General features: G+C 71.2%; 15 protein-coding genes and 1 pseudogene. 10 read left to right on the plus strand and 6 right to left on the minus strand.

The window, feature by feature from the left end; all coding sequences use genetic code 11:
• Nucleotides 1-46: 46 nt before the first annotated feature.
• Nucleotides 47-1,408 (minus strand): glutamine synthetase family protein, encoded by a 1,362-nt coding sequence (locus tag RM479_RS10030; protein WP_311511448.1) that lies wholly within the window; start codon nt 1,406-1,408, stop codon nt 47-49.
• Nucleotides 1,409-1,652: 244 nt separating this feature from the next.
• Here RM479_RS10030 and RM479_RS10035 point away from each other — a divergent pair, with 244 nt between their 5' ends.
• From RM479_RS10035 to RM479_RS10045, 3 genes and pseudogenes are all read left to right on the plus strand, one after another.
• The gene (locus RM479_RS10035) at nt 1,653-3,431 is read left to right on the plus strand and encodes an NAD+ synthase (RefSeq protein WP_311511449.1); all 1,779 of its coding nucleotides are present in this window, start codon (nt 1,653-1,655) and stop codon (nt 3,429-3,431) included.
• 243 nt (nt 3,432-3,674) lie between these two features.
• A pseudogene (locus tag RM479_RS10040) lies at nt 3,675-3,734 on the plus strand (RNA polymerase subunit sigma-24); the annotation flags it as partial.
• A 200-nt stretch (nt 3,735-3,934) separates the two neighbouring features.
• On the plus strand, nt 3,935-4,609 hold the full coding sequence (locus tag RM479_RS10045) for a hypothetical protein (protein WP_311511569.1): 675 nt from the start codon (nt 3,935-3,937) through the stop codon (nt 4,607-4,609).
• 106 nt (nt 4,610-4,715) lie between these two features.
• Here RM479_RS10045 and RM479_RS10050 read toward each other — a convergent pair whose 3' ends face one another.
• Both RM479_RS10050 and RM479_RS10055 read right to left on the minus strand, forming a co-directional pair.
• Nucleotides 4,716-7,715, minus strand: coding sequence for a helix-turn-helix transcriptional regulator (locus tag RM479_RS10050; protein ID WP_311511450.1), 3,000 nt, complete (start codon nt 7,713-7,715; stop codon nt 4,716-4,718).
• Nucleotides 7,716-7,780: 65 nt separating this feature from the next.
• A complete protein-coding gene (locus tag RM479_RS10055) occupies nt 7,781-7,987 on the minus strand; it encodes a hypothetical protein (RefSeq protein ID WP_311511451.1) in 207 nt (68 codons plus the stop codon).
• 666 nt (nt 7,988-8,653) lie between these two features.
• Here RM479_RS10055 and RM479_RS10060 point away from each other — a divergent pair.
• The 3 genes from RM479_RS10060 (at nt 8,654) to RM479_RS10070 (ending at nt 11,892) form a co-directional block, all read left to right on the plus strand.
• Nucleotides 8,654-9,301 (plus strand): hypothetical protein, encoded by a 648-nt coding sequence (locus tag RM479_RS10060; protein WP_311511452.1) that lies wholly within the window; start codon nt 8,654-8,656, stop codon nt 9,299-9,301.
• Between the two features lie 73 nt (nt 9,302-9,374).
• Entirely contained in the window at nt 9,375-9,716 is a 342-nt protein-coding gene (locus RM479_RS10065; RefSeq protein WP_311511453.1) for a hypothetical protein, read from the plus strand.
• 376 nt (nt 9,717-10,092) lie between these two features.
• The gene (locus RM479_RS10070) at nt 10,093-11,892 is read left to right on the plus strand and encodes a carbohydrate-binding module family 20 domain-containing protein (RefSeq protein ID WP_311511454.1); all 1,800 of its coding nucleotides are present in this window, start codon (nt 10,093-10,095) and stop codon (nt 11,890-11,892) included.
• A 93-nt stretch (nt 11,893-11,985) separates the two neighbouring features.
• On the opposite strand, the gene RM479_RS10075 is transcribed toward RM479_RS10070, so the two are convergent.
• The gene (locus RM479_RS10075) at nt 11,986-12,585 is read right to left on the minus strand and encodes a D-alanyl-D-alanine carboxypeptidase family protein (RefSeq protein ID WP_311511455.1); all 600 of its coding nucleotides are present in this window, start codon (nt 12,583-12,585) and stop codon (nt 11,986-11,988) included.
• Nucleotides 12,586-12,756: 171 nt separating this feature from the next.
• Here RM479_RS10075 and RM479_RS10080 point away from each other — a divergent pair, with 171 nt between their 5' ends.
• Nucleotides 12,757-13,431 (plus strand): response regulator transcription factor, encoded by a 675-nt coding sequence (locus tag RM479_RS10080; RefSeq protein WP_311511456.1) that lies wholly within the window; start codon nt 12,757-12,759, stop codon nt 13,429-13,431.
• Nucleotides 13,428-14,537, plus strand: coding sequence for a sensor histidine kinase (locus RM479_RS10085; protein ID WP_311511457.1), 1,110 nt, complete (start codon nt 13,428-13,430; stop codon nt 14,535-14,537). The genes RM479_RS10080 and RM479_RS10085 overlap by 4 nt, the downstream gene beginning before the upstream one ends.
• Here RM479_RS10085 and RM479_RS10090 read toward each other — a convergent pair.
• The gene (locus RM479_RS10090) at nt 14,525-17,554 is read right to left on the minus strand and encodes a bifunctional [glutamine synthetase] adenylyltransferase/[glutamine synthetase]-adenylyl-L-tyrosine phosphorylase (RefSeq protein ID WP_311511458.1); all 3,030 of its coding nucleotides are present in this window, start codon (nt 17,552-17,554) and stop codon (nt 14,525-14,527) included. The two genes, RM479_RS10085 and RM479_RS10090, sit on opposite strands and share 13 nt — an antisense overlap.
• Nucleotides 17,555-17,770: 216 nt before the next feature.
• Nucleotides 17,771-19,195, minus strand: a complete 1,425-nt coding sequence (glnA, locus tag RM479_RS10095; protein WP_274811806.1) for a type I glutamate--ammonia ligase — start codon at nt 19,193-19,195, stop codon at nt 17,771-17,773.
• A 399-nt stretch (nt 19,196-19,594) separates the two neighbouring features.
• Here glnA and RM479_RS10100 point away from each other — a divergent pair, with 399 nt between their 5' ends.
• Nucleotides 19,595-20,065, plus strand: coding sequence for an RDD family protein (locus RM479_RS10100; RefSeq protein ID WP_311511459.1), 471 nt, complete (start codon nt 19,595-19,597; stop codon nt 20,063-20,065).
• 151 nt (nt 20,066-20,216) lie between these two features.
• Nucleotides 20,217-21,644 carry an LCP family protein gene (locus RM479_RS10105; RefSeq protein WP_311511460.1) on the plus strand — a complete coding sequence of 476 codons (1,428 nt, stop codon included), beginning with the start codon at nt 20,217-20,219 and terminating at the stop codon, nt 21,642-21,644.
• The last annotated feature ends 219 nt before the right edge of the window (nt 21,645-21,863 follow it).

Below are 21,863 nucleotides of genomic sequence, written 5' to 3' on the forward strand. Positions count from 1 at the left end.
ACGAGGCCCCGTCCTGGGAGGGACGGGGCCTCGTTCACGCGAGGTCCTACAGGGTCGGCAGGTACCGCTGGAGCTCGTACGGCGTCACCTGACGCCGGTAGTCCCGCCACTCGGCCTTCTTGTTGCGCAGGAAGAAGTCGAACACGTGCTCGCCCAGCGTCTCCGCGACCAGCTCGCTGTTCTCCATCAACCGCAGCGCCTCGTCCAGGCTCTGCGGTAGCGGCCGGATCCCCAGCGCGCGACGCTCGGAGTCGGTGAGCGCCCACACGTCGTCCTCGGCGCCCGGGGGCAGCTCGTACCCCTCCTCGATGCCCTTCAGACCCGCCGCCAGGATCACCGCGTACGCCAGGTACGGGTTGCACGCCGTGTCCATGGACCGGATCTCGATCCGGCTGGAGTTGGACTTGCCGGGCTTGTACATCGGCACCCGCACCAGGGCGGAGCGGTTGTTGTGCCCCCAGCAGATGTACGCCGGCGCCTCGCCGCCCATGCCCGCCGAGGCGGCCGGGTCGTCCCACAGGCGCTTGTAGGAGTTCACCCACTGGTTGGTCACCGCGGTGATCTCGTCGGCGTGTCGCAGCAGGCCCGCGATGAACCCGCGTCCCACCTTGGACAGCTGGTACTCGGCGCCCGGCTCGTAGAAGGCGTTGCGGTCGCCCTCGAACAGCGACAGGTGCGTGTGCATGCCCGAACCCGGGTACTGGGTGAACGGCTTGGGCATGAACGTCGCGTACACGTCCTGCTCCATCGCCACCTCCTTCATCACGAGCCGGAAGGTCATGATGTTGTCGGCGGTGGTCAGCGCGTCCGCGTACCGCAGGTCGATCTCCTGCTGGCCCGGCCCGCCCTCGTGGTGGCTGAACTCCACGGAGATGCCCATGGCCTCCAGCATGTTGATGGCGTTGCGCCGGAAGTCGTGGGCGCTGTTGTGCGGGGTGTGGTCGAAGTAGCCGCCGGAGTCGTTGGGCACGGGCAGCTCGCCCAGTTCGGGCATCTTCTTGAGCAGGTAGAACTCGATCTCGGGGTGCGTGTAGAACGTGAACCCGAGGTCGGAGGCCTTGCTGAGCTGGCGCTTGAGGACGTGCCGGGGGTCGGCCGAGGAGGGCGACCCGTCGGGCATGAGGATGTCGCAGTACATGCGCGCGGTGCCGTGCGGTTCGTTGCGCCAGGGCAGGACCTGGAAGGTCGTCGGGTCCGGCTGGGCCAGCATGTCGGCCTCGTAGACGCGGGCGAAGCCCTCGATGGCCGAGCCGTCGAAACCGATGCCCTCGGAGAAGGCGGCCTCCAGTTCGGCGGGGGCCACCGCCACGGACTTGAGGTACCCGAGCACGTCGGTGAACCACAGCCGCACGAACCGAATGTCGCGCTCCTCCAACGTGCGGAGCACGAATTCCTGCTGTCGATTCACGATCAACCTTCCTCGATGGCGGTCGTCCCGTGTCACGGTCCGACGTTCTCGGAGCCCGGCCGGGCTGGGTGTCCCGGCCCCAGTGTGCCGTGCGCATATTTCCGGGGTATTTCCGCAGCCGCCCTCCGGGCCGTCCGGTTCCTCCCCTGTACTCGCATTATGGCCGGTGACGGGGGTCCTTCGACCCGTCCCGGGGCCTACCCGCTCCGAGACCGGAGGGAACCCCCCGGTTAGGCTCGGTGCCGTGGCACAGCTGAGAATCGCACTCGCCCAGGTCAACCCGACGGTGGGGGACCTGGAAGGCAATCGGTCCATCGTCGTGGACGCCGCGCGGCAGGCCCGGGAGCGGGGCGCGCACCTGCTCGCCCTGCCCGAGATGGTCGTCACCGGATATCCGGTGGAGGACCTGGCCCTGCGCAACTCCTTCGTCTCGGCCTCGGTCAAGGCCGTGCACCGACTGGCCGCCGACCTGGTCACCGAAGGCCTCGGCGACCTGCCGGTGGTGGTGGGTTTCCTGTCGCGGCGGGAAGGGCCCGGGGCCCGTTACGGCCAACCGGCGGGCGCCCCCCAGAACGCGGTGGCCGTCCTGTACCGGGGCGAGGTGGCGCTCACCTCCGCCAAGCACCATCTGCCGAACTACGGGGTGTTCGACGAGTTCCGCAATTTCGTGCCCGGCGACACGCTGCCGGTGGTGCGGGTGCGCGGGGTGGACGTGGCGATCGCGGTCTGCGAGGACCTGTGGCAGGAGGGCGGCCCGGTCACGGCCACCCGAGCGGCCCGCGCGGGGCTGTTGCTGTCGCTCAACGGATCCCCCTACGAACGGCACAAGGACGACGTGCGCCTGGAGCTGTGCCGGCGGCGCGCCCGCGAGGTGGGGGCCGCGCTGGCGTACGTGAACATGGTCGGCGGCCAGGACGAGCTGGTCTTCGAGGGCGACTCGCTGGTGGTCGACGCCGAGGGGGAGCTGGTGGCGCGCGCCCCCCAGTTCACCGAGACCCTGCTGGTGGCCGACCTGGAGCTGCCGGAGGCGGGTCGGGACCCCCGGGCCGCTCGGGACGGCGACGTGGTGGACGGGTTGACCATCGTGCGGCACACCGTGTCGGCCGACACCGTCGAGCCCTACGAGCCGCTGGAGAACGTCGTCACCCCCCGTCCGGATCCGCTCTCCGACGTCGGTGAGGTGTACCGGGCGCTGGTCACCGGTCTGCGCGACTACACGGTCAAGAACGGGTTCGCCTCCGTGCTGGTGGCGATCTCCGGGGGGATCGACTCCGCGCTCGCCGCGACCATCGCGGTCGACGCGGTCGGCGCCGACCGCGTCCACGGGGTGCTGCTGCCCAGCGCGCACTCCAGCGACCACTCCATCACCGACGCCGAGGAACTGGCCCGGCGGCAGGGGTTCGCGGCCCGGACCATCGCGATCGCGCCCATGGTGGACGCCTTCGAGGCGGCCACGGAGAAGGCGGAGGCCCGCCTGGGCGGATTGGCGGCGGAGAACCTCCAGGCCCGGGTGCGCGGCACCCTCGTGATGGCCCTGTCCAACGAGGAGGGCCATCTGGTGCTGGCCACCGGCAACAAGAGCGAGGCCGCCACCGGCTACTCGACGTTGTACGGCGACTCGGTGGGCGGGTTCGCGCCCATCAAGGACTGCTGGAAGACCCTGGTGTGGGAGCTGTCCCGGTGGCGCAACGAGGAGGCGTCGCGCAACGGTGAGACCCCGCCGATCCCGGAGAACTCCATCGGCAAGCCGCCCAGCGCCGAACTGCGCCCGGACCAGCTCGACACCGACTCGCTGCCCGATTACACGATGCTGGACGCGGTGCTCGACGCCTACATCGGCACCGACAAGGGCGAGGCGGAGCTGATCTTCGCCGGATACGACCCGGAACTGGTGCGCAAGGTGATCCGGTTGGTGGACCGGGCCGAGTACAAGCGCCGCCAGTCCGCGCCGGGCACCAAGATCAGCGCCCGGAACCTGGGGCGGGACCGGCGGCTGCCGATCACCAACCGCTGGACGGTCTGACCCTCCTTCCCTCTTTCCCCGGACCCCGCCGTAACGCACGGCGGGGTCCGGACATGTACGGGGTCGTAAGCATCGATCACCGAGGAAGAAGGGTCGACCGTTGCCCCGACAACATCAGACACGGTCGCGCGAGGAGCACGTCGCCCGGTTCGAGGAACTGTACGAGGCCACGTTCCATGACGTCCTGGGCTACCTGTTGCGTCGCACACGGGATCCGGAGGGGCCGCCGACCTCGTCGCGGAGGTGTTCACCGCGGTCTGGTCCCGGATCGACGACGTTCCGTCGGGCGAGGAGGCCCGGCCCTGGATGTTCGGGATGGCGCGCAACGTGCTCGCCAACCACCGGCGCGGGGACCGCCGCCGGCCGGCGCCGGCGATGCGGTTGCGCACCGAACTGGCGGGGGTGACGGTCTCGCCGCCGTCCCCGGAGCACGGCATGGGGGAGATCGGACGGGTGCTCCGGTCGCTGTCCGAACAAGACCGGGAGGTCCTCACCCTGGCGGGGTGGGAACGCCTCGACGCGGGGCGGAACGCGGTCGTGCTCGGGTGTGCCCGGGGCACGGCCCGGCCGGGCCTCCGGTGGCGGACATCGTCGTCGAGGACGGGTTCGTCACCGCGAGGCTGCTGCGCGCCGACGCCGAGCCCGCGGACTATCGGGCCGAGTTCGCCGAGTACGGGGTGGACGCGCGGATCGTGTTCGAACCGGTGTCCCCGGGCATGGTGGGCGAGCTGGTGCACCTGGACACCGACGCCGGGACCGAGAGCCTGGAGGAAGGCGGCGGTATCGAGGTCGAGGAACCCCTGGGGGAGTGCTCGATCGAGGACGGGTGCCCGGCGGTCGTCCGGATCCCGGTGGGGCACCCGACGCCGGTGGTGATCGGTTTCGGCCGTGAGGCCCGTCCGGACGAGCCCTACTCCATGTCGCAGGCGGCGAACGCCCCGGGCGAGCCCTTGGAGGGCGTGGCATTGGAGGGGGTCACCGTGGGAGAGATCCGCACGGTACTGGTCGAGCGGGGTCTCGATGTGGGCTTCTACATCGCGTCCCCGCCGGAGGGCGCCGAGGGGTACGGGGAGAATGAGATGGCGGTGCTCTCCGAGGGGGAGGTCGGCGACGACCGCATCGTGGCGGACGTGATCCTGGAGTCCCCGGGCGGCGTGTACATCGAACTGGAGCCCTGACCGCGAGGGGGCCTTCGAACGAGGGCCCCTCTCCGCCCCGGCCCGAGGACGGCGGGCCCGGGGCGGACACGGGCGATGAGGGGGCGGGGCCCCGGGGGGAGGGACCTCAGCCCAGACCGAGCTCCCTCAGCCGGGCACCGGCGGTGGCGCGGTTGGGCACGCCCAGCTTGGCCAGGATGTTGGACACGTGCACGCTCGCGGTCTTGGTGGAGATGAACAGTTCCTCGGCGATGCGCGCGTTGGTGCCGCCGGCGGTGAGCAGCCGGGCGACCTCCGCTTCGCGGGCGGTCAGTCCGGCCGGGGCCGCGGGGGCGGACGTATCGCCGCCGGGTCCGACGCCGATACGGCGCGCCAGGTCGGCGGCGGACGCCGCCAGGGGGACCGCGCCCAGGTCGGCGGCGGTCGCGTGGGCGGCGCGCACCCAGTCGCGGGCCCGGTCGCGGTGGCCCGCGTTCATCGCGGCGACGGAGGCCCGCAGCCGGGCGGAGGCCAGGTACAGGGGCATGGGGGTGGCCTCCCACGCGGTGACCGCCTCGGTCCACAGCTCCAGCCGCTCGGCGGCGCCGGTGTCGTCGATCTCGGCGGCCCCGGCCAGGACGCGGGCCCGGTGGGCGCGCTGGGGGGTGCCGGTGATCCTCATGGCCTCGACGACCTTCACCGCCAGGGTCAGGACACGGCGGGCCCGGGCCGCCGTCTCCTCGGGGCGGCCGGGCTCGATCCCCCGGAGGGCGGCCTCGACCATCACGTCGACGAGGGGCCAGGTGTAGCCGCGCGAGGCCTCCAGCTCCAGCTGCTCCAAGGCCCGTTCGGACAGGACGAGCACGGCGTCCACCGAACCTTCGGCCAGGCCGGTCTCCAGCTTGGCCAACAGGTCCAGCTGGACGACGTTCATGCGCTGGGCGCCCGGGACCCGGTCCTCGCGCGCCCAGCCGGAGACCCTGCGCGCGGTCTCCAGGTCCCCCGTGGCGGCGGCGCTGCGGGCCAGTACCGCGTCCACGTAGGAGCGGTCCTTGACGGTGGCGCGGGTGCGCAGGATCATCTCGCAGATCTCGCGGGCCTGGCGCAGGTCGCCGAGTTCGAAGTGGATCTCGGCGCGGTTCTGGTGGTTGAACGTCTTGTGGACCGAGGCCCAGCCCATCTCCTCGTGGCGGGCCAGGGACTCCTCCAGGACCCGCAGTCCCTCCTCGTGGCGGCCCAGTTCGCGTAGGAAGTGTCCGAGGTTGCCGGCGCCGCGGGCCTGGAGGGAGGGCTGGGAGAGCTTCGCGGCGATCTCCATGCCCTCCTCGATGAGCGGGCGCCCCCGGTCCATGTCGCCGTCGCCGATGTGGAGGCTGCCCAGGGTGATGCGGGCGTCGGCTGCCGCGCACCGGTCCGCGGGCTCGGCGGTCTCGGCCAGGGCGATGGCCTTCTCGGCGAGTTCGCGGGCCGAGTAGCCCGCCTCGCGCAGGTCCCGCAATTGCTCCTGGTCGGGTGGGACGACGCGGTCGGCGCGGTGGCGCAGGCTCTCGCGGGCCAGGGTGGACAGCAGCGGGGCGTAGCCCGGCATGTGGGGCGGGTGCAGTTCCAGGGCCTTGACGAGGTCGGTGATGCCTCCGCCGCAGGTGCTCAGGGAACGGGCCAGGCCGCGGCGGCGCAGCAGGGTGGCCTTGACGGCGCGGGTGTGCTCGTCGGAGGGCGTCTCGGGGAGGGTGGCCAGGGCCTCGTCGGCGAGTTCGAGGGCGCGGCGGTCGCGCCCGGCCTCCACGGCGGCCCCGGCGGCCCGGGAGACGACCTCGGCCCAGGTGTGGCCCTGGACGCGTTCGTGGGCGTCGGGCACCTTGTCCCACAGGGACAGGACCCGTTCCAGCATGTCGAGTTCCTCGCTGTAGGCGAGGGTGTCGCCGGCGCGGACGGCGGCCCACCAGGCCGACTCCAGCGCCTGGGGCAGTTCCCGGGCGGCCATGTAGTGGTGGGCCTCCTCGGCGGCGCGCCGGTCGAAGGGGAACAGGTCGGGCCGTTCGTCGATGAGCAGGGCGAAGCGCAGGTGCAGGCGGGTGTGCGGGCCGGGGAGGAGTTCACCGTGCACGGCGTCGCGCAGCAGGGCGTGCCGGAACCGGTAGCCGTCGCCGTGGACCTTGAGGACGTTGGCGTCGACCAGGGTGTGCAGGGCGGTTTCGAGTTCGCGGTCGGGCAGATCGGCGGCGTGGCGCAGCACTTCGTGGTCGATGCCGCCGGAGACGGCTCCCACCGAGGCCGTGCGCAGGACGGCCCGAGCGGTGTCGTCGAACCGGTGGAGGGGTTCCAGGAGCAGGTCGCGGAACCGGTCGGGCACGTCGTCCTCGGTGGCGGGAGCGGTGGCCAGGGACTCCACGAACAGGGGGACGCCCTCGGTGCGCCGGTAGAGCTCTTCGAGGTCGTGCGGCGAGAGGGGACGGCCGCCGCGCAGGGCGGTGGCGTGGTCGCCGGTCTCGGTGAGGGTGAGCGGGGCCAGCCGCAGTGATGTGACGCCGGGGACGCGTTCGAGTTCGGGGAGCAGCCGGCGCAGCGGGTGGGACCGGTGCAGGTCGTCGCTGCGGTAGGTGGCGACGATCTGCACACCGGGGAGTTCGAGGTTGCGGATGAGGAAGACGAGCAGGTCGCGGGTGGCGCTGTCGGACCAGTGCAGGTCTTCGAGGACGAAGGTGACGCCGGTGTCGCCGACGCTGTGGTGCAACAGGCGCAGGACCTGTTCGAAGAGGATGCCCCGGTTCTCGGGTCGGCCGATGGAGAGTTCGCCCAGTTCGGGAAGGAGACGGGCGAGTTCGCCGGTGCCGCCGGGGGCTGCCGCCGTGAAGATCTCGGGTCCGTGTTCGCGCAGGAGCTGGCGCAGTATCGCGGTGAAGGGTGCGTAGGCCAGGCCGTCGCCGCCGAGTTGGAGACAGGCGCCGACGTACACCGCGCCCTGCGGGAGGGTGGCGGCGAACTCGCTGATGAGCCGACTCTTGCCGACACCCGCGTCACCGCCGACGAGGACCATGCCGGGGGTGGAGGTGCGGGTGCGGTGGGCGTGATCGCTCAGGACGCGAAGCTCGGCCTCACGGCCGATGAACACCGACCCGTTGTCGGCAAGAAGGGGCATATCGCTCATTATGCCAACCTCGTATGACTTTGTCGGGAAATTACGCGGGGGCTCGGGGGCCGGAACGGCCGGGCCTACGCGGCCCGGCCGAAGCGCCCCTTCGCGCCGGTGTTCTCGACCTTGGCCCGGTCGCGGGCCTCGTCGCGGCGACGCGCGGCCTCGCGTCGGATCCCGGCGTCGCGCAGACGCTCTTCGTGCATGGCGCGGGCGGTCTGACCGAGTAGTTCGGTGTGCATCACGGGGTGCTCCTCGAAGCGGTGGTGTCCGTCGGTGTCCCTCACCGACGACTCCACGTTCTCGCTGAGAACCCCACCTCCGCATCGGGAGAAAACCCTGTTCCCGAAGGGGCCGCCCGGCACGCCGCGGACCGTGTCTAAGACATCGGGGGCCCGACCCCGGCGGATCGGGGTCGCGTCTGAGACATCACGGGTCCGTCCTGAGCACGGGCCGGTTCCGGACTCCCCGGGACGCTCGGCGGCGATCCGGGCCGCGGTCCGGGGCGGGTCGCGGAACCGGTCGGGACCTCGCCGGACCGGCGCCTCCGGCGTTCGGCACGACGCGCGGTGCGGCGTTCGGAGCGTGCCCCGGCCTCCGCCGCACGGGCGGCGGCGCGGTGCGCGATGCGGCGGACGTCCTCCTCGGTCAGGCGTCGGGGGCGGTCCGGGAACAGGGCCTCGTGGTACACGGTCTCCTCCTTCTGGGGGCGGCGACGGGGTACGTCCGCCGCCTTCACCTCCACGATCGGTCTGAGGCGGGGGAGGGCGCATCGGGAGAAATCCCTGCTTCCGGGTGTTCTCGTGGTCTTAGGCGGGCACGGGCGCCTTGGTCGGGTTCGGGGTGTTCGTCGAGCGGATGGAGGGGCACTTCGGGTGTGTCACTCAAGGCGATTGGACACTTACTCATAGTTGGCTTGATCCGTGTCGGATCCGTACGGACGGAGGACTCGGATGATGGTGAACAACGAGGACGATCGACGCGGTCGGTGGCGGGCCGCCGGGGTGGCCGCGTTGGTGGGGGCGGGTCTCCTGGCCGTCGCCCCGGCGGCGCTCGCGGACCCCGACCGGGGGAGAGCGGAGGCCGACCCGTCCGCGGCGGCGCCGGGGCAGGAGGCCTTCGTCGGTCTCTCCCTGGTGGCGGAGGGCGGGGGGACGCCGCTGCCCGGGCACGAGGTGGTGCTGCGGACGACGGTGGCCAACGGCGACCCGGAGGGGGAGGTGCGCGACGCCCACCTGGCCCAGCACGTGCCCGACGACTTGGAGGTGGTCGAGGTGGACGGCGAGGGCGTCCTGGCGGGCGGAATCGTCAACTGGCGGGTCGACGTGCCGGCGGGCGGGGAGCAGGTCTACACGGTGCGGGTGCGGGTGGGCGAGGACACCGAGGGCACGGAGCGGTTGATGAGCACCGCCTGCCTCTTGCTGGAGCGGGACGCCGACCCGACGGCGTGCGCCAGCGACACGGTGGTGGTGGCCTCCCCGACGGTGATGTCGCGGATGTCGGAGGCGATGAACGGCGGGACCCTGGCCCGGATGGCGGGGGTGGCGCTGTTGGTGGGGCTGGGATGGGCGGTGTGGCGGCGTCGTGTCGGGACGCGGTGAAGTCCACCCGATCGTTACGTCAGGGTGTCAGTAAAAAGCATTCGAGTACTACGCGCGGTAGTACTCTAGTCGCATGGACATCTTCTACTCCGCGCTCGTCTTCCTGCACATGCTCGGGCTCGCCGGCATCATCGCGGGCTTCCTCATGCAGCTGATGACCGACCATCCCAAATCCCCCAAGGTCCTGCTGCACAGCTCCCTGCTCCAGTTCGTCACCGGCCTGGCCCTGGTGGGCGTGGCCGAGATGGCCGACCTCTACGACCCGGACCACGTCAAGGTCGCGGTCAAGCTCGTGATCGCGCTGGCCATCGTGGTCCTGGGGGTGCTCAACCTGCGCAAGCCCGCCAAGAACCTGGCGATCATCGCCGGCGTGCTCGCCATCGTCAACATCGGTGTCGCCGTCTTCTGGGGCTGAGGCCCCGTTTTCGAATGCTCCTCCGTGCCCTCGTGCGAACCGAAGCGCGGTGGAGGTTCACAGGAACACCTGAGCACCGAGGGGCGGCGTCCCCTTCGAGGCCGGTGGTGGTGCGGAACCCGTGATCCGCGCCCCGCCGGCCTTTCGCTGTGCCGGGTGACGAAAGTTCTTGCGCGATCCGTCCCCGTAGCGGGCCGTCACGCGCTGGAATCGGCACCGTTCCTCGTCGGTCCGGGGACCGAGTCCCTTTTTTACGCGCGGGTTCAGGTGTATTCACAAAGCCGACACGGGTCGGTAATGTGCTCGGCATCACGCAAAATCTTGCGTTAACCGCAAGAGAATGCGCGACCTCCGCACAAGTGAACCAGGAGCGCCGATGCACCGACGCACCCCCCTCCGAGCGGCCGCCGCCGCGACCCTCCTTCTGCTGCCGCTGGCCGCCCTCCCCGCGTCCGCGGCACCCCTGCCCGTCCCCGCTGAGGCGGGCGCCGCCCCGGTCACCCCCAACGACGAGACCCTCGTCCAGCTCTTCCAGTGGAACTGGAACTCCGTCGCCACCGAATGCGAGGAGTTCCTCGGCCCCAACGGTTTCTCCGGGGTCCAGGTCTCCCCGCCCCAGGAACACGTCGTCATCCCCTTCGCCGAGGGCGGCAACCACCCCTGGTGGCAGGACTACCAGCCGGTCTCCTACAAGCTCGACAACACCCGGCGCGGCACCGCCGAGGAGTTCGCCGACATGGTCGCGACCTGCCGCGACAACGGCGTGCGCATCTACGTCGACGCCATCGTCAACCACATGACCGGTGACGGCGACGGCGTGGGCAGCGCCGGCACCGCGTGGGCCAAGTACGACCACCCCGACCTCTTCGGCGACGGCACCGCCGGCTACTCCCACGCGGACTTCGGGCCCTGCTACGAGGAGATCACGAACTGGAACGACAAGGAGGAGGTCCAGAACTGCCAGCTGGTGGGGCTGGCCGACCTCAACACCGCCGACCCGCGGGTCCGTGACCAGATCAAGCGCTACCTCAACGGGCTCGTCGACCTCGGGGTCGGTGGTTTCCGGGTGGACGCCGCCAAGCACGTCCCCGAGGCGCACATCGCCGACATCTTCGCAGACCTGAACACGGTGCCCGGCTTCGGCGGCACCCCGCGCGTCTTCCACGAGGTCTACGGCGACGCCACCGTCCCCTACACCGCCTACGCCCCCTACGGCCAGGTCACCAACTTCGACTACCAGCGCGACCTGGCCGGGAAGTTCAAGGACGGGAACATCTCCGGGCTCGCCCAGCTCCCGAACTACGGCGGCCTGACCTCCGGCCAGGCCACGGTGTTCATCGACAACCACGACACCCAGCGCTACCACCCGACCCTCACCTACAAGGACGGGGACCGCTACCACCTGGCGACCGCGTTCATGCTGGCCCACCCCTACGGCACCCCCGTGGTGACCGCCGGCTACGACTTCGGCACCAACGTCACCGAGGGCCCGCCCAACATCGGGACCGTCGGGGGCAACCCGGCGGGCTGGATCACCGAGGACACCGACTGCTCCACCGGTGACTGGGTCTGTTCCCACCGCCACCCCACCGTCGCGGGCATGGCCGCCTTCCGCGCCTCCGCGGGGAACGCCGGGCTGACCCAGCGGGCCACCGACGGCAACGGCCGTCTCGCCTTCGACCGGGGTTCCCGCGGGTTCGCCGCGTTCAACGCCACCGGGAGCGCCTGGAACCTGACCGCCGACACCTCACTGCCCGACGGCACCTACGACAACGCCGCCGGCGGCGGCACCGCCACCGTCTCCGGGGGCCGGGTCACCGTCCAGGTGCCCGCGAACGGCGCCGTGGCCCTGCACGTCGACGCCGAGTGCGAGGGCGACTGCGGCGGCACCGACCCGGTCGTCCCCGACGACGAGCTCTCCGCCGTGGTCCACACCAACTGGGGGCAGGAGGTGTACGTGGTCGGCTCCACGCCGGCGCTCGGGTCCTGGAACCCGCACCAGGGCGTGAAGCTGTCCACCGACGCCACCATCTACCCCACCTGGGCCGGCACGGTGACCATCGGAGCCGACACCGAGTGGAAGCTCGTCAAGGTCGACGGCTCCGGGAACGTGCAATGGGAGTCGGGGTCCAACCGGATCGGCCCCGCCACCAGCGTCACCTGGAACAACGGCTGACCCTCCCCTCGATACCGGTGCCCCCGCGCTCCCTCCTCCTTCGGCGCGGGGGCACCTCCGTCCGGCCGGCGGTTCACCGGATCCCCTGTCCCCTCACCTCCTGACCGAGGCGTCGTCGGCCGGAAGAGGACACTCCTCGCCCGGTTCGACCACCGACTCGTAGTGCCACACCTCGTTGGCGTAGGTCTGACACAGCCCGTACTCGGCGCCGAACCGTGAGAACCAGTAGGCGGCCTCGGTACGGCCGATGTCCACCGCCTCCCCGGTGACGTGGGCGGACCCCTCCGGGGACGCCACCCACCGGCGGGCCTCCTCCTCGCTCGCGTACAGGTCCACCGCCGCGTCCCACAGGAACTCCTGGTACCGCTCGCTGCGCCAGCCGCTGATCACCACCACCTCCTCGACCCCGGCGGCCTCCGCGGCCTCGGCCGCCTCGCGCACCGCCGCCAGCAGATCCGCGTCCAGACGGGTCAAGGCGGGCACGTCCGCGTCGACGTCGAGCCCCTCGCCCTCCGGCACGTACCCGTCGTCCTCGGTCAGCGGCGTGAACCGGGTCACCGGTGTCCGCGACATCGCGGCCTCCTCCCCGCCGGCGTCCCCCGTGGGGCCCTGTGCGGTCCCGACCGCACAACCACCCGACACCAGCACGGCCGCCACGGCGGCGATCGCCGCGAACCGACGCGATGCGCCCACGGTCTCCCCCTCGCTCCGGAACCGGGCCCCGTGCCCGGTCGACGGGTCCCAGGCCACCAGGAGGGGTGTTGCGCCCGTGTCGGACGATCGCGCAACACTCGCGCAACACGGTGCCCTCCTAGACTCGGATCCGGACCGCCGGGGGAGCGGCCCGCCGAACGGGGGACACCCATGCGCGTACTGGTCGTCGAGGACGAACCCTTCATGGCCGAGGCCCTCCAGACGGGGCTGCGTCAGGAGACCATCGCCGTCGACATCGCCCTGGACGGCGACGAGGCGCTGGAGCGGATCGCGGTCAACGACTACGACGCCGTCGTCCTGGACCGCGACATCCCCGGTGTGCACGGAGACGACGTGTGCGCCGTCCTGGTCCGCGACCATCCGGGCACCCGGGTGCTCATGCTCACCGCCGCCGGACGGCTCCGCGACAAGGTCGACGGGTTCACCCTGGGCGCCGACGACTACCTCACCAAACCGTTCGCGCTGGAGGAACTGGTGATGCGCCTGCGCGCGCTGGCCCGCCGTCCCGCCGCCGCCGTCGATCCCGTCCTGCGGGTCGGCGACCTGCGCCTGGATCCCTACCGGCGCGAGGCCCACCGGGCCGGCCGGCCCCTGCGTCTGCCCCGCAAGCGGTTCGCCGTCCTGGAACTGCTCATGCGCGCGGACGGGGCGGTGGTCACCGCCGAGACCCTGCTGGAGAAGGTGTGGGACGAGCACGCCGACCCCTTCACCAGCGCGCCCCGGGTCACGGTGTCCCACCTGCGCAAGGCGCTGCGCGACCCCGACCCCATCATCACCGTCCCGGGCGTCGGGTACCGCCTCGTCGACCCCGGGGAGGAACGGTGAACCGGCGTCCCGGAGTGCGGATCAGCGCCCGGTCGCGGCTCACCCTGGGCTACGCCGTGTTCCTGGTCGTGGCCGGACTGGCGGTCCTGGTCGGGGTGTACGTCGTCGTGCGGTTCATCCCCGCCTACCCGCTGATCACCGACGATCCCAGCCTGCGCGATCAGGTCACCATCACCGCCCGAGGGGAGATCCTGAGGGTACTGGTGGAGATCTCCCTGTGGGTGCTGGCGGCGCTCGCCGTGATCGGCCTGACCGGTGGCTGGTTCCTGGCCGGATGGGTGCTGCGCCCCCTGCACCGCATCGACGCGGCGGTCCGCGCCGTCGCCGCCGGCCGGCTGGATCACCGGATCCGCCCGACCGGCCCCGACGACGAGTTCCGACGTCTCGCCGACGCCTTCGACCACATGCTCGACCGACTCCAGGACGCCTTCGCCGCCCAGGAGCGGTTCGCCGCCAACGCCTCCCACGAGCTGCGCACCCCGCTGGCGATCACCGCCACCATGATCGACGTCGCCCGCCGCGACCCCGGCCACGACCACACCGTGCTGCTGGAACGGTTGGGCGCGGTCAACGCCCGGGCGGTCGGACTCACCGAGGCGCTGCTGCGATTGGCCGACGTCGACGCCGTGACCGCGGCGTCCGTCCCCGTGGACCTGGCCGGCATCGCCCGCCGCGCCGTCGCCGACGCGCAGGAGGAGGCCCGCGAGCGCGACGTCGCCCTGGACCTCACGACCTGCCCGGCACCGGTGCTCGGCGACGACGAACTGCTCCTGCGCCTGACCGACAACCTGGTGCGCAACGCCGTCCGCCACAACGTCCGGGACGGGAACGCGTCGATCACGGTCGGCCGTGACCGCGACGGCTCGGCCCTACTGCGGATCACCAACACCGGGACCGCGCACACCGCCGAGGGGGCGGCCCGGCTCACCGAACCCTTCCTGCGCGGTGAGGGCCGCACCCGACGCGACGGGGACGGGTACGGCCTGGGCCTGCCCCTGGTCGCCAGGGTCGTCGACGTCCACGACGGGGCGCTCGACGTCACCCCGCGCGAAGGGGGAGGGCTCACCGTCACGGTGCGCCTGCCCGGCCGCGTTCAGTCGTCGTAGAAGACCCGCTCCATCACGGCCCGCGCCCGACGCGTCGTACGCAGGTAGGCCTCCGTCAACTGTTCGGCGGGCCCCTCCCACACGCCCTCCTCGTCCTCGGCGCTGCGGCAGCCCATGGCGTTGGCCAGCGCCGCACGGATCCGCAGGTCGGAGGGCAGGGAGTCGCCGCTCCGGCCGCGCACCAGCATCACCATGCCGCGCACCCGCGAGGCCAACCGCCAGGCCTGTTCCAGGACGACGCCGTCGTCGGCGGTCAGGAGCCCGTGGGCGACCGCCACCCCCAACGCCTCCAGGGTGCCGGTGGTGCGCAGGTCCGGGTACTCGTGGGCGTGCCGCAACTGGATCAGCTGCACCACCCATTCCACGTCCGACAACCCGCCGCGTCCCAGCTTGGTGTGCAGGGTGGGATCGGCGCCGCGCGGCAGCCGTTCGGCCTCCATGCGGGCCTTGAGCTTGCGGATCTCCAGCACCGCCGAGGCGTCGACGCCGCCCAACGGGTAACGGATCGGGTCGATGAGCGCCGTGAACGCCGTGCGCAGCTCCGGGTCGCCGGCCACCGGCCGGGCCCGCAGCAGCGCCTGGCTCTCCCATACCTGGGACCAGCGACCGTAGTAGGCGGCGTAGGAGTCCAGGGTGCGCACCACCGGTCCGCTCTTGCCCTCCGGGCGCAGATCGGTGTCGACCTTCAACGGCGGTTCGGCGGCGGGCGTCTCCAACAGTCGCGCCAGTTCCCGAACGATCGCCATGGCCTGCCGGGTCGCCTTGGTGCCGTCCACCCCGGGCAGCGGCGAGTGCACGTACATCACGTCGGCGTCGCTGGCGTAGGTCAGCTCGCCGCCGCCGAAGCGGCCCATCGCGATCACGCACACCCGGGTCAGCGACTCGCCCTCGGACTCCAGGACCCGGGCGGCGGCCACGCGCAGGGCCGCGTCGATGGTCACCGCGGCGATGTCGGTGAGCGCCGCGCCGACCTCCTGGACGTTGGAGACCTCCAACAGGTCGGCGGCGGCGGTGCGCAGCAGTTCGCGGCGGCGCAGCGCCCGCACCGCCGACACCGACTCCTCGGCGGTGTCGTAGCGGCGCAGGGCCGCGTCGGCCTCGGTGGACAGGACCTTGGGATCGCGGCGTACCAGTTCGGAGTCGTCGGCGAGCATCGCCACCGCCTCGGGAGCGCGCAGCAGCAGTTCGGTGACGTAACGGCTGGTGCCCAGCAGCCACGCCATGCGCTCGGCGACCCGCACGTCATCGCGCAGCAGCCTCAGGTACCACGGTGTGGTCCCCAGCGCCTCGCTGACCTGACGGAACCCGAGCAGTCCGGCGTCGGGGTCGGGGGAGTCGGAGAACCAGCCCAGCATCACGGGCAACAGGGTGCGTTGTATGGCGGCGCGTCGCGACACCCCGGAGGTGAGCGACTCCAGATGGCGCAGTGCCCCGGCCGGGTCGGCGAACCCCAGGGCCTCCAGCCGGTCCCGGGCCTGCTCGGGGGACAGGCGCGCCTCCTCGCCGGGCAGTTTGGCCACGGCGTTGAGCAACGGCCGGTAGAACAGCTTCTCGTGCAGGCGGCGCACCTCGGCGGCGACCCGTCGGCGCGCCTCGGTCAGCTCCCGCACCGGGTCCGCGGTGAACCCCAGGGCCCGGCCCAGCAGACGCAGCTCCGACTGCGCGTCGGCGCTGTCGGCGGCGGGCATCAGGTGGGTGCGGCGCAGCCGCCGCAACTGCAACAGGTGCTCCAGCCGGCGCAGGAACCGGTAGGCGTCGGCGAGACCGACCGCGTCCTGGCGGCCCACGTACCCGTGTTCGGACAGGGAGGTCAGGGCCACCAGGGTGGTACCCGAGCGCAGCCGGTCGTCGGCGCGCCCGTGCACCAGTTGCAGCAGCTGCACGGAGAACTCGATGTCGCGCAGCCCGCCCGGGCCCAGTTTGAGCTCCCGGTCGGTCTGGTCGGCGGGGATGTGCTCCAGGACCCGGCGGCGCATCGCCTGGACGTCCTCGACGAAGTCCTTGCGGGACGAGGCCTGCCACACCATGGGGGTGATGACCTCCATGTAGGCCCTGCCCAGCTCGGCGTCCCCGGCGATGGGGCGCGCCTTGAGCAGGGCCTGGAACTCCCAGGTCTTGGCCCAGCGCTCGTAGTAGGCGCGGTGCCCCGCCAGGGGCCGCACCAGCGGTCCGTTCTTGCCCTCGGGGCGCAGCGCGGGGTCGACCTCCCACAGGCTGCCCTCGGCGTCGGTCTCGACGGGCACCCGCATCATGGCGGTGGCCAATCGGGTCGCCGAGCGCATCGCCGCCTGGTCGTCCACCGGTTCGTCGCCCTCGGGGACCTCGGCGGGTTCGGCGACGAACACGACGTCCACGTCGCTGACGTAGTTGAGTTCGCGTCCGCCGCATTTGCCCATGCCGATGACCGCCAACCGGCACCGGGCGGCGTCCTCGGGGTGTTCGGCGCGGGCCACCGCCAGGGCGGCGTCCAGCAGGGCCGCGGCCAGGTCGGACAGCTCCGCGGCGACGGCCTCCATGCTGACCAGGCCGGTCAGGTCGCGCCCGGCCAGTCGCAGGACCCGGCGGCGGTAGGCGACGCGCAGCGCATGGCGCGGGTCGGCGTCGGAGAGCGCGGCGACGGGGGTGGGCGCGTAGGGGTCGGCGCCCACGGTGTGCATCAGCCCTCGGCGCAGCTCCTCCGGTTCGGGTGTGCGGGCGGCGTCGGCGCCGCGCAGCTCCCGCCAGTCGCCGGGGTGGCGCACGAGGTGGTCGGTGAGGGCGGTTCCGGTGCCCAGGACCCGGCACAGGCGGTCCCGCAGGGCGGGGTCCTCGCGCAGGTCGTCGAGCAGCCCCGCCGGGTCGGGGTCGGTCTCCAGGATCCGTATCAGCCCCAGCAGGGCCTGATCGGGATCGGGAGCCGTCCCCAGGGAGTCGATGACGACCGTGTCGGAGGAGGCGTCCAGCCCTGCCCCCGTCAGCAGTCGTAGGGCCCGCGGACTGTCACTGAACCCGCGCCGAGCGAGCGCGCCTGCCGTCATGGTGTCTCTTCCGTCCCTTGCCACGCGTCAACGGTAGCCGCACGGCCGATGGTGGACCGCACGGTGGCGGGCCGGAACACCTCCACACGCTCCCGCCGTTGGGTTCGCCAGGGGATGGTCCGGAACCGGGTCGGGGCCGGTATCCGAACGGATACCGGCCCCGAGGAGGAGGGCGCGCCCACCGGGCGCGTCACTCCGAGGAGCTGTGCCTACGACCTAGATGTCGTAGTAGAGCTCGAACTCGCGCGGGTGGGGACGCAGGCGCAGGGAGTCGATCTCCTCGGTGCGCTTGAAGTCCACGTAGGTCTCCAGGAGGTCCTTGGTGAACACACCGCCCTCCAGGAGGAACTCGTGGTCCTCCTCCACCGCGTTGAGCGCGTCGTCCAGCGAGGCCGGGACGGTCTTGATGGCCTTGGCCTCGGCCGGGGGCAGCTCGTACAGGTCCTTGTCGATGGGCTCCGGCGGCTCGATCTTGTTCTTGATGCCGTCGACGCCGGCCATCAGCATGGCGGAGAAGGCCAGGTACGGGTTGGCCGACGGGTCCGGCACGCGGAACTCGATGCGCTTGGCCTTGGGGTTGGAGCCGGTCAGCGGCAGGCGGATGCACGCGGAGCGGTTGCGCTGGCTGTAGACCAGGTTGATCGGGGCCTCGTAGCCGGGCACCAGGCGGTGGTAGGAGTTCACCGTCGGGTTGGTGAAGGCGAGCAGCGCCGGGGCGTGCTTGAGCAGACCGCCGATGTAGTAGCGGGCGGTGTCGGAGAGCTGGCCGTAACCGGACTCGTCGAAGAACAGCGGCTCGCCGTCCTTCCACAGGCTCTGGTGGCAGTGCATGCCGGAGCCGTTGTCGCCGAACAGCGGCTTGGGCATGAAGGTCGCCGTCTTGCCCGCCTCGTTGGCGACGTTCTTGACGATGTACTTGTACAGCTGCACGCGGTCGGCCTGCTGGAGCAGCGTGCCGAACTTGATGCCGATCTCGGCCTGGCCGGCGGTGCCGACCTCGTGGTGCTGGAGCTCGACCTCGATGCCCGACTCGATGAGCGTGCGGACCATGGTGGAGCGCAGGTCGCTGTAGTGGTCGACCGGCTCGACGGGGAAGTAGCCGCCCTTGTACCGGGGACGGTAGCCGCGGTTGCCGCCTTCGAGGGCCGAGCCGGTGTTCCAGGCGCCCTCGATGGAGTCGATCTCGTAGAAGCCGGTGTTGGACCGGGTCTCGAACTTGACGTCGTCGAAGATGTAGAACTCGGCCTCGGGGCCGAAGAAGGCGGTGTCGGCGACACCGGAGCCGCGCAGGAACGCCTCGGCCTTGCGGGCGACGTTGCGCGGGTCGCGGCTGTACGACTCCAGGGTGAGCGGGTCGTGGACGAAGAACGTCATGTTCAGCGTCTTGTACTTGCGGAACGGGTCCAGGACGCCGGTGCTCAGGTCGGGGAGCAGCAGCATGTCGGACTCGTGGATGGCCTGGAAGCCACGGATCGACGAACCGTCGAACATCTGACCGTCGGTGAACGTCGAGGCGTCGACGTTCTCGGTCGGGAGGGTAACGTGGTTCACGCCTCCGAACAGGTCCGTGAAACGGACGTCGAGGAACTTGACGTCCTCATCTCGGATGAAAGCGAGCACCTCGTCGACGCTGCTGAACAAAACGAACCTCCGTGCAGGTGGCTGAGACGACGGGTCCGCGCCCGCTCCATCGCGGCCACGTCGGACCATCGCGGCGTCTCCCGGCTTCGGTGTCGAAGCTAGGAGCGGGTGATTTCCGCGCCATGTCTCCATTGTTTCCTGTATGTTACGGAGCCCGGTGTTTTCGCAGACCACCCCGCCTGACCCGGTGATTCCACCGTGTTCAGGGCGAAAACCGGACATCAGGGAAGTCGAATGTGTTCCGCGCCACCGTTCCGGTGGAGCCGGTCGTGTTCGCCCGGGAACCGCCCCCGGACGCCCCGTCGAGGGCGACGGCTCGGGGAGGGGCGTGCCCGAAGGACCCGGGATGACGGGTGGGGCGGGTCGGAAACGCTCACGGGGGTCGCTACCGTTGAGGACATGAGCGACGACAGGGGCGGAGCGGCCGCGACCGACGACTTCCGATACCGGGGCAACCGGCTCGGCCTGCCCGAGAGCGGCTCCGGATCGGTGCCCGGCGTCGGGCGTCGCCTCGTGGGGCTGATCCTGGACTGGACGCTCGCCCTGCTCATCGCCTGGGGACTGTACCGCGCGGGCCTCATCGGCGCGGGTGTCACCGACGAGCAGCAGGCCACGACCCTGATCAGCAACATGGCGATGGTCGTGTTCGCGGTGTCGAACATCCTGCTGCTCACCCTGTTCGGCACCTCGGTCGGTCGCCGCCTCGTCGGGGTCCGCGTCGAGGCCACCGGAGAGCGCTCCTGGCCGTGGTTCGTGTCGATGACCGTGCGCACCCTCCTGCTCTGCCTGGTCATCCCCGCCGTCATCTACGATCGCGACACCCGCGGGCTGCACGACCGTGCCGCCGGTACCGTCTCCGTCCGTTTCTGAGGTACCGCCCCAGGTCACGAGTGGATTCACGGTACCCCCGGTGCTGTTAGCATCCGAATTCGGTCACATCGTGCCGGGACGGTCGTGAACCCCTCATCGGACGCCGCGCGTCCGCTCCCTCCCGGGCCTCACCGCACCCTCGAAGGTTCGCATGGCTGGAAAACGCTCCGCCCCCCGCCCCGCCGGCGTGCTCGACGCCATCCGGTTGTCCGCGGGCCAGTGGGTCGCCTGTGCCGTCACCGCGCTGTCGATCATGGCGAGCCTGGGCGGCTACATGTGGTACCAGGGCATCGTCAACAACATCACCACGACGCAGGTCGACACCGACGAGTGGGACCGGCCCACCAGCGTCGAGGGCGTGATGAACCTGCTCGTCATCGGTTCCGACGTGCGCTCGGGGGAGAACGCCAACTACGGGGTGGTCGAGGGCGCGCGCCCCGACATGATGCTCATCGCCAGCATCAACGTCGACAACGGCACCGTCACCATGGTCAACCTCCCCCGCGACCTGGTCGTGGACCTGCCCGGCTGTGAGGCGACCGAGGGTCACGAGGGGATGGTCGCCCAGAGCGGCATGATCAACTCGGCGATGACCTTCGGCGGCGTGGGCTGCCAGTGGAACGCGGTCGAGCAGGTCACCGAGGTGCACCTGGACCACTTCGTGATGATGGACTTCACCGGGTTCAAGGACATGGTGGACGCCCTCGGCGGCGTCGACATGTGCATCCCCGGGCCGATCGACGACCCCAAGGCCCACCTGACCCTCGAAGCCGGTGAGCAGACCCTCGACGGCGAGCAGTCCCTCGGGTACGTGCGCTCCCGGTACGGACAGGGCGACGGCAGCGACCTGTCCCGCATCGAGCGCCAGCAGCAGTTCATGGGCGCCATGCTGCGCCAGGTCCTCAGCAGTGAGGTGATGACCAGCCCGCTGACGATCACCAACTTCCTGGGTGCGGTCACCGATTCGGTCACCACCGACGACGGGCTCACCATCGACACGATGACCGACCTCGCGATCTCCATGCGCGAGGTCGATCTGAAGAAGGTCCAGTTCGTCACCGTGCCCAACGGTCAGCACCCGGCCGACCCCAACCGGTTGGCGCTCAGCGAGCCGGCGGCCACCGAGCTCTTCCAGGCGATCAACTCCGGGGCGGACCTCTCCGACGCCGGTGAGGAGGAGAAGGAGGAGGAGGGCGACGACGCGCCCGCGGCGCCCGCTCCCGCCGAGACCTCCGTGCAGGTGCTCAACGGGACCGACATCGAGGGCCTGGCCGGTCAGGCCGCCGATCGGTTGACCTCCGAGGGCTACGTGGTCACCGGTACGGGCAACCCCGAGGTGCGCTTCCCCTCGGTCACGACCGTCTACTACGCGACCGGCCAGGAGGCCGCCGCCGACCTGCTGGCGAAGTCACTGGAGAACGCGGTCACCGAGGAGGCCTCGGGGCTCACGGGAACCCTGGAGCTGGTCATCGGTCCGGACTGGAGCGGTTTCAAGGGCGACGCGACGGGACCGGGGCTCTCGGTCACCGAGGACCTGGGCGGGATCACCGCGGAGGAGGAGCCGGAGAGCGTCTGCTGACCCGCGAGGGATTTCCGGTTATTAGGGCTCATTGCCCTCGCTTGACCGAAACCTGTCCCAAGGCGTACCGTGCTAGCGCTCGACCGTGATCTCGGCGTGATCCCCCGCTGCGCGCCGGCCTCGGTCGCCCCCCTCCCTTGTCCCTGAACGGATCGCAGGTGCCCTTTTGGCTCCCAGACACATGTCCAAAGCCGCGAGGTCGAAGGCCGCGAAGGCGAA

It is taken from the genome of Nocardiopsis lambiniae (assembly GCF_031845465.1).
Taxonomy (GTDB): Bacteria; Actinomycetota; Actinomycetes; order Streptosporangiales; family Streptosporangiaceae; genus Nocardiopsis; species Nocardiopsis lambiniae.

Excerpts from the sequence above, each read along its gene's own strand:
- RM479_RS10080 (WP_311511456.1), top strand. The coding sequence starts at position 12,757 with ATGCGCGTACTGGTCGTCGAGGACGAACCCTTCATGGCCGAGGCCCTC.
- RM479_RS10090 (WP_311511458.1), bottom strand. The coding sequence starts at position 17,554 with ATGACGGCAGGCGCGCTCGCTCGGCGCGGGTTCAGTGACAGTCCGCGG.
- RM479_RS10105 (WP_311511460.1), top strand. The coding sequence starts at position 20,217 with ATGGCTGGAAAACGCTCCGCCCCCCGCCCCGCCGGCGTGCTCGACGCC.
- RM479_RS10065 (WP_311511453.1), top strand. The coding sequence starts at position 9,375 with ATGGACATCTTCTACTCCGCGCTCGTCTTCCTGCACATGCTCGGGCTC.
- RM479_RS10070 (WP_311511454.1), top strand. The coding sequence starts at position 10,093 with ATGCACCGACGCACCCCCCTCCGAGCGGCCGCCGCCGCGACCCTCCTT.
- RM479_RS10060 (WP_311511452.1), top strand. The coding sequence starts at position 8,654 with ATGATGGTGAACAACGAGGACGATCGACGCGGTCGGTGGCGGGCCGCC.
- RM479_RS10050 (WP_311511450.1), bottom strand. The coding sequence starts at position 7,715 with ATGAGCGATATGCCCCTTCTTGCCGACAACGGGTCGGTGTTCATCGGC.
- RM479_RS10100 (WP_311511459.1), top strand. The coding sequence starts at position 19,595 with ATGAGCGACGACAGGGGCGGAGCGGCCGCGACCGACGACTTCCGATAC.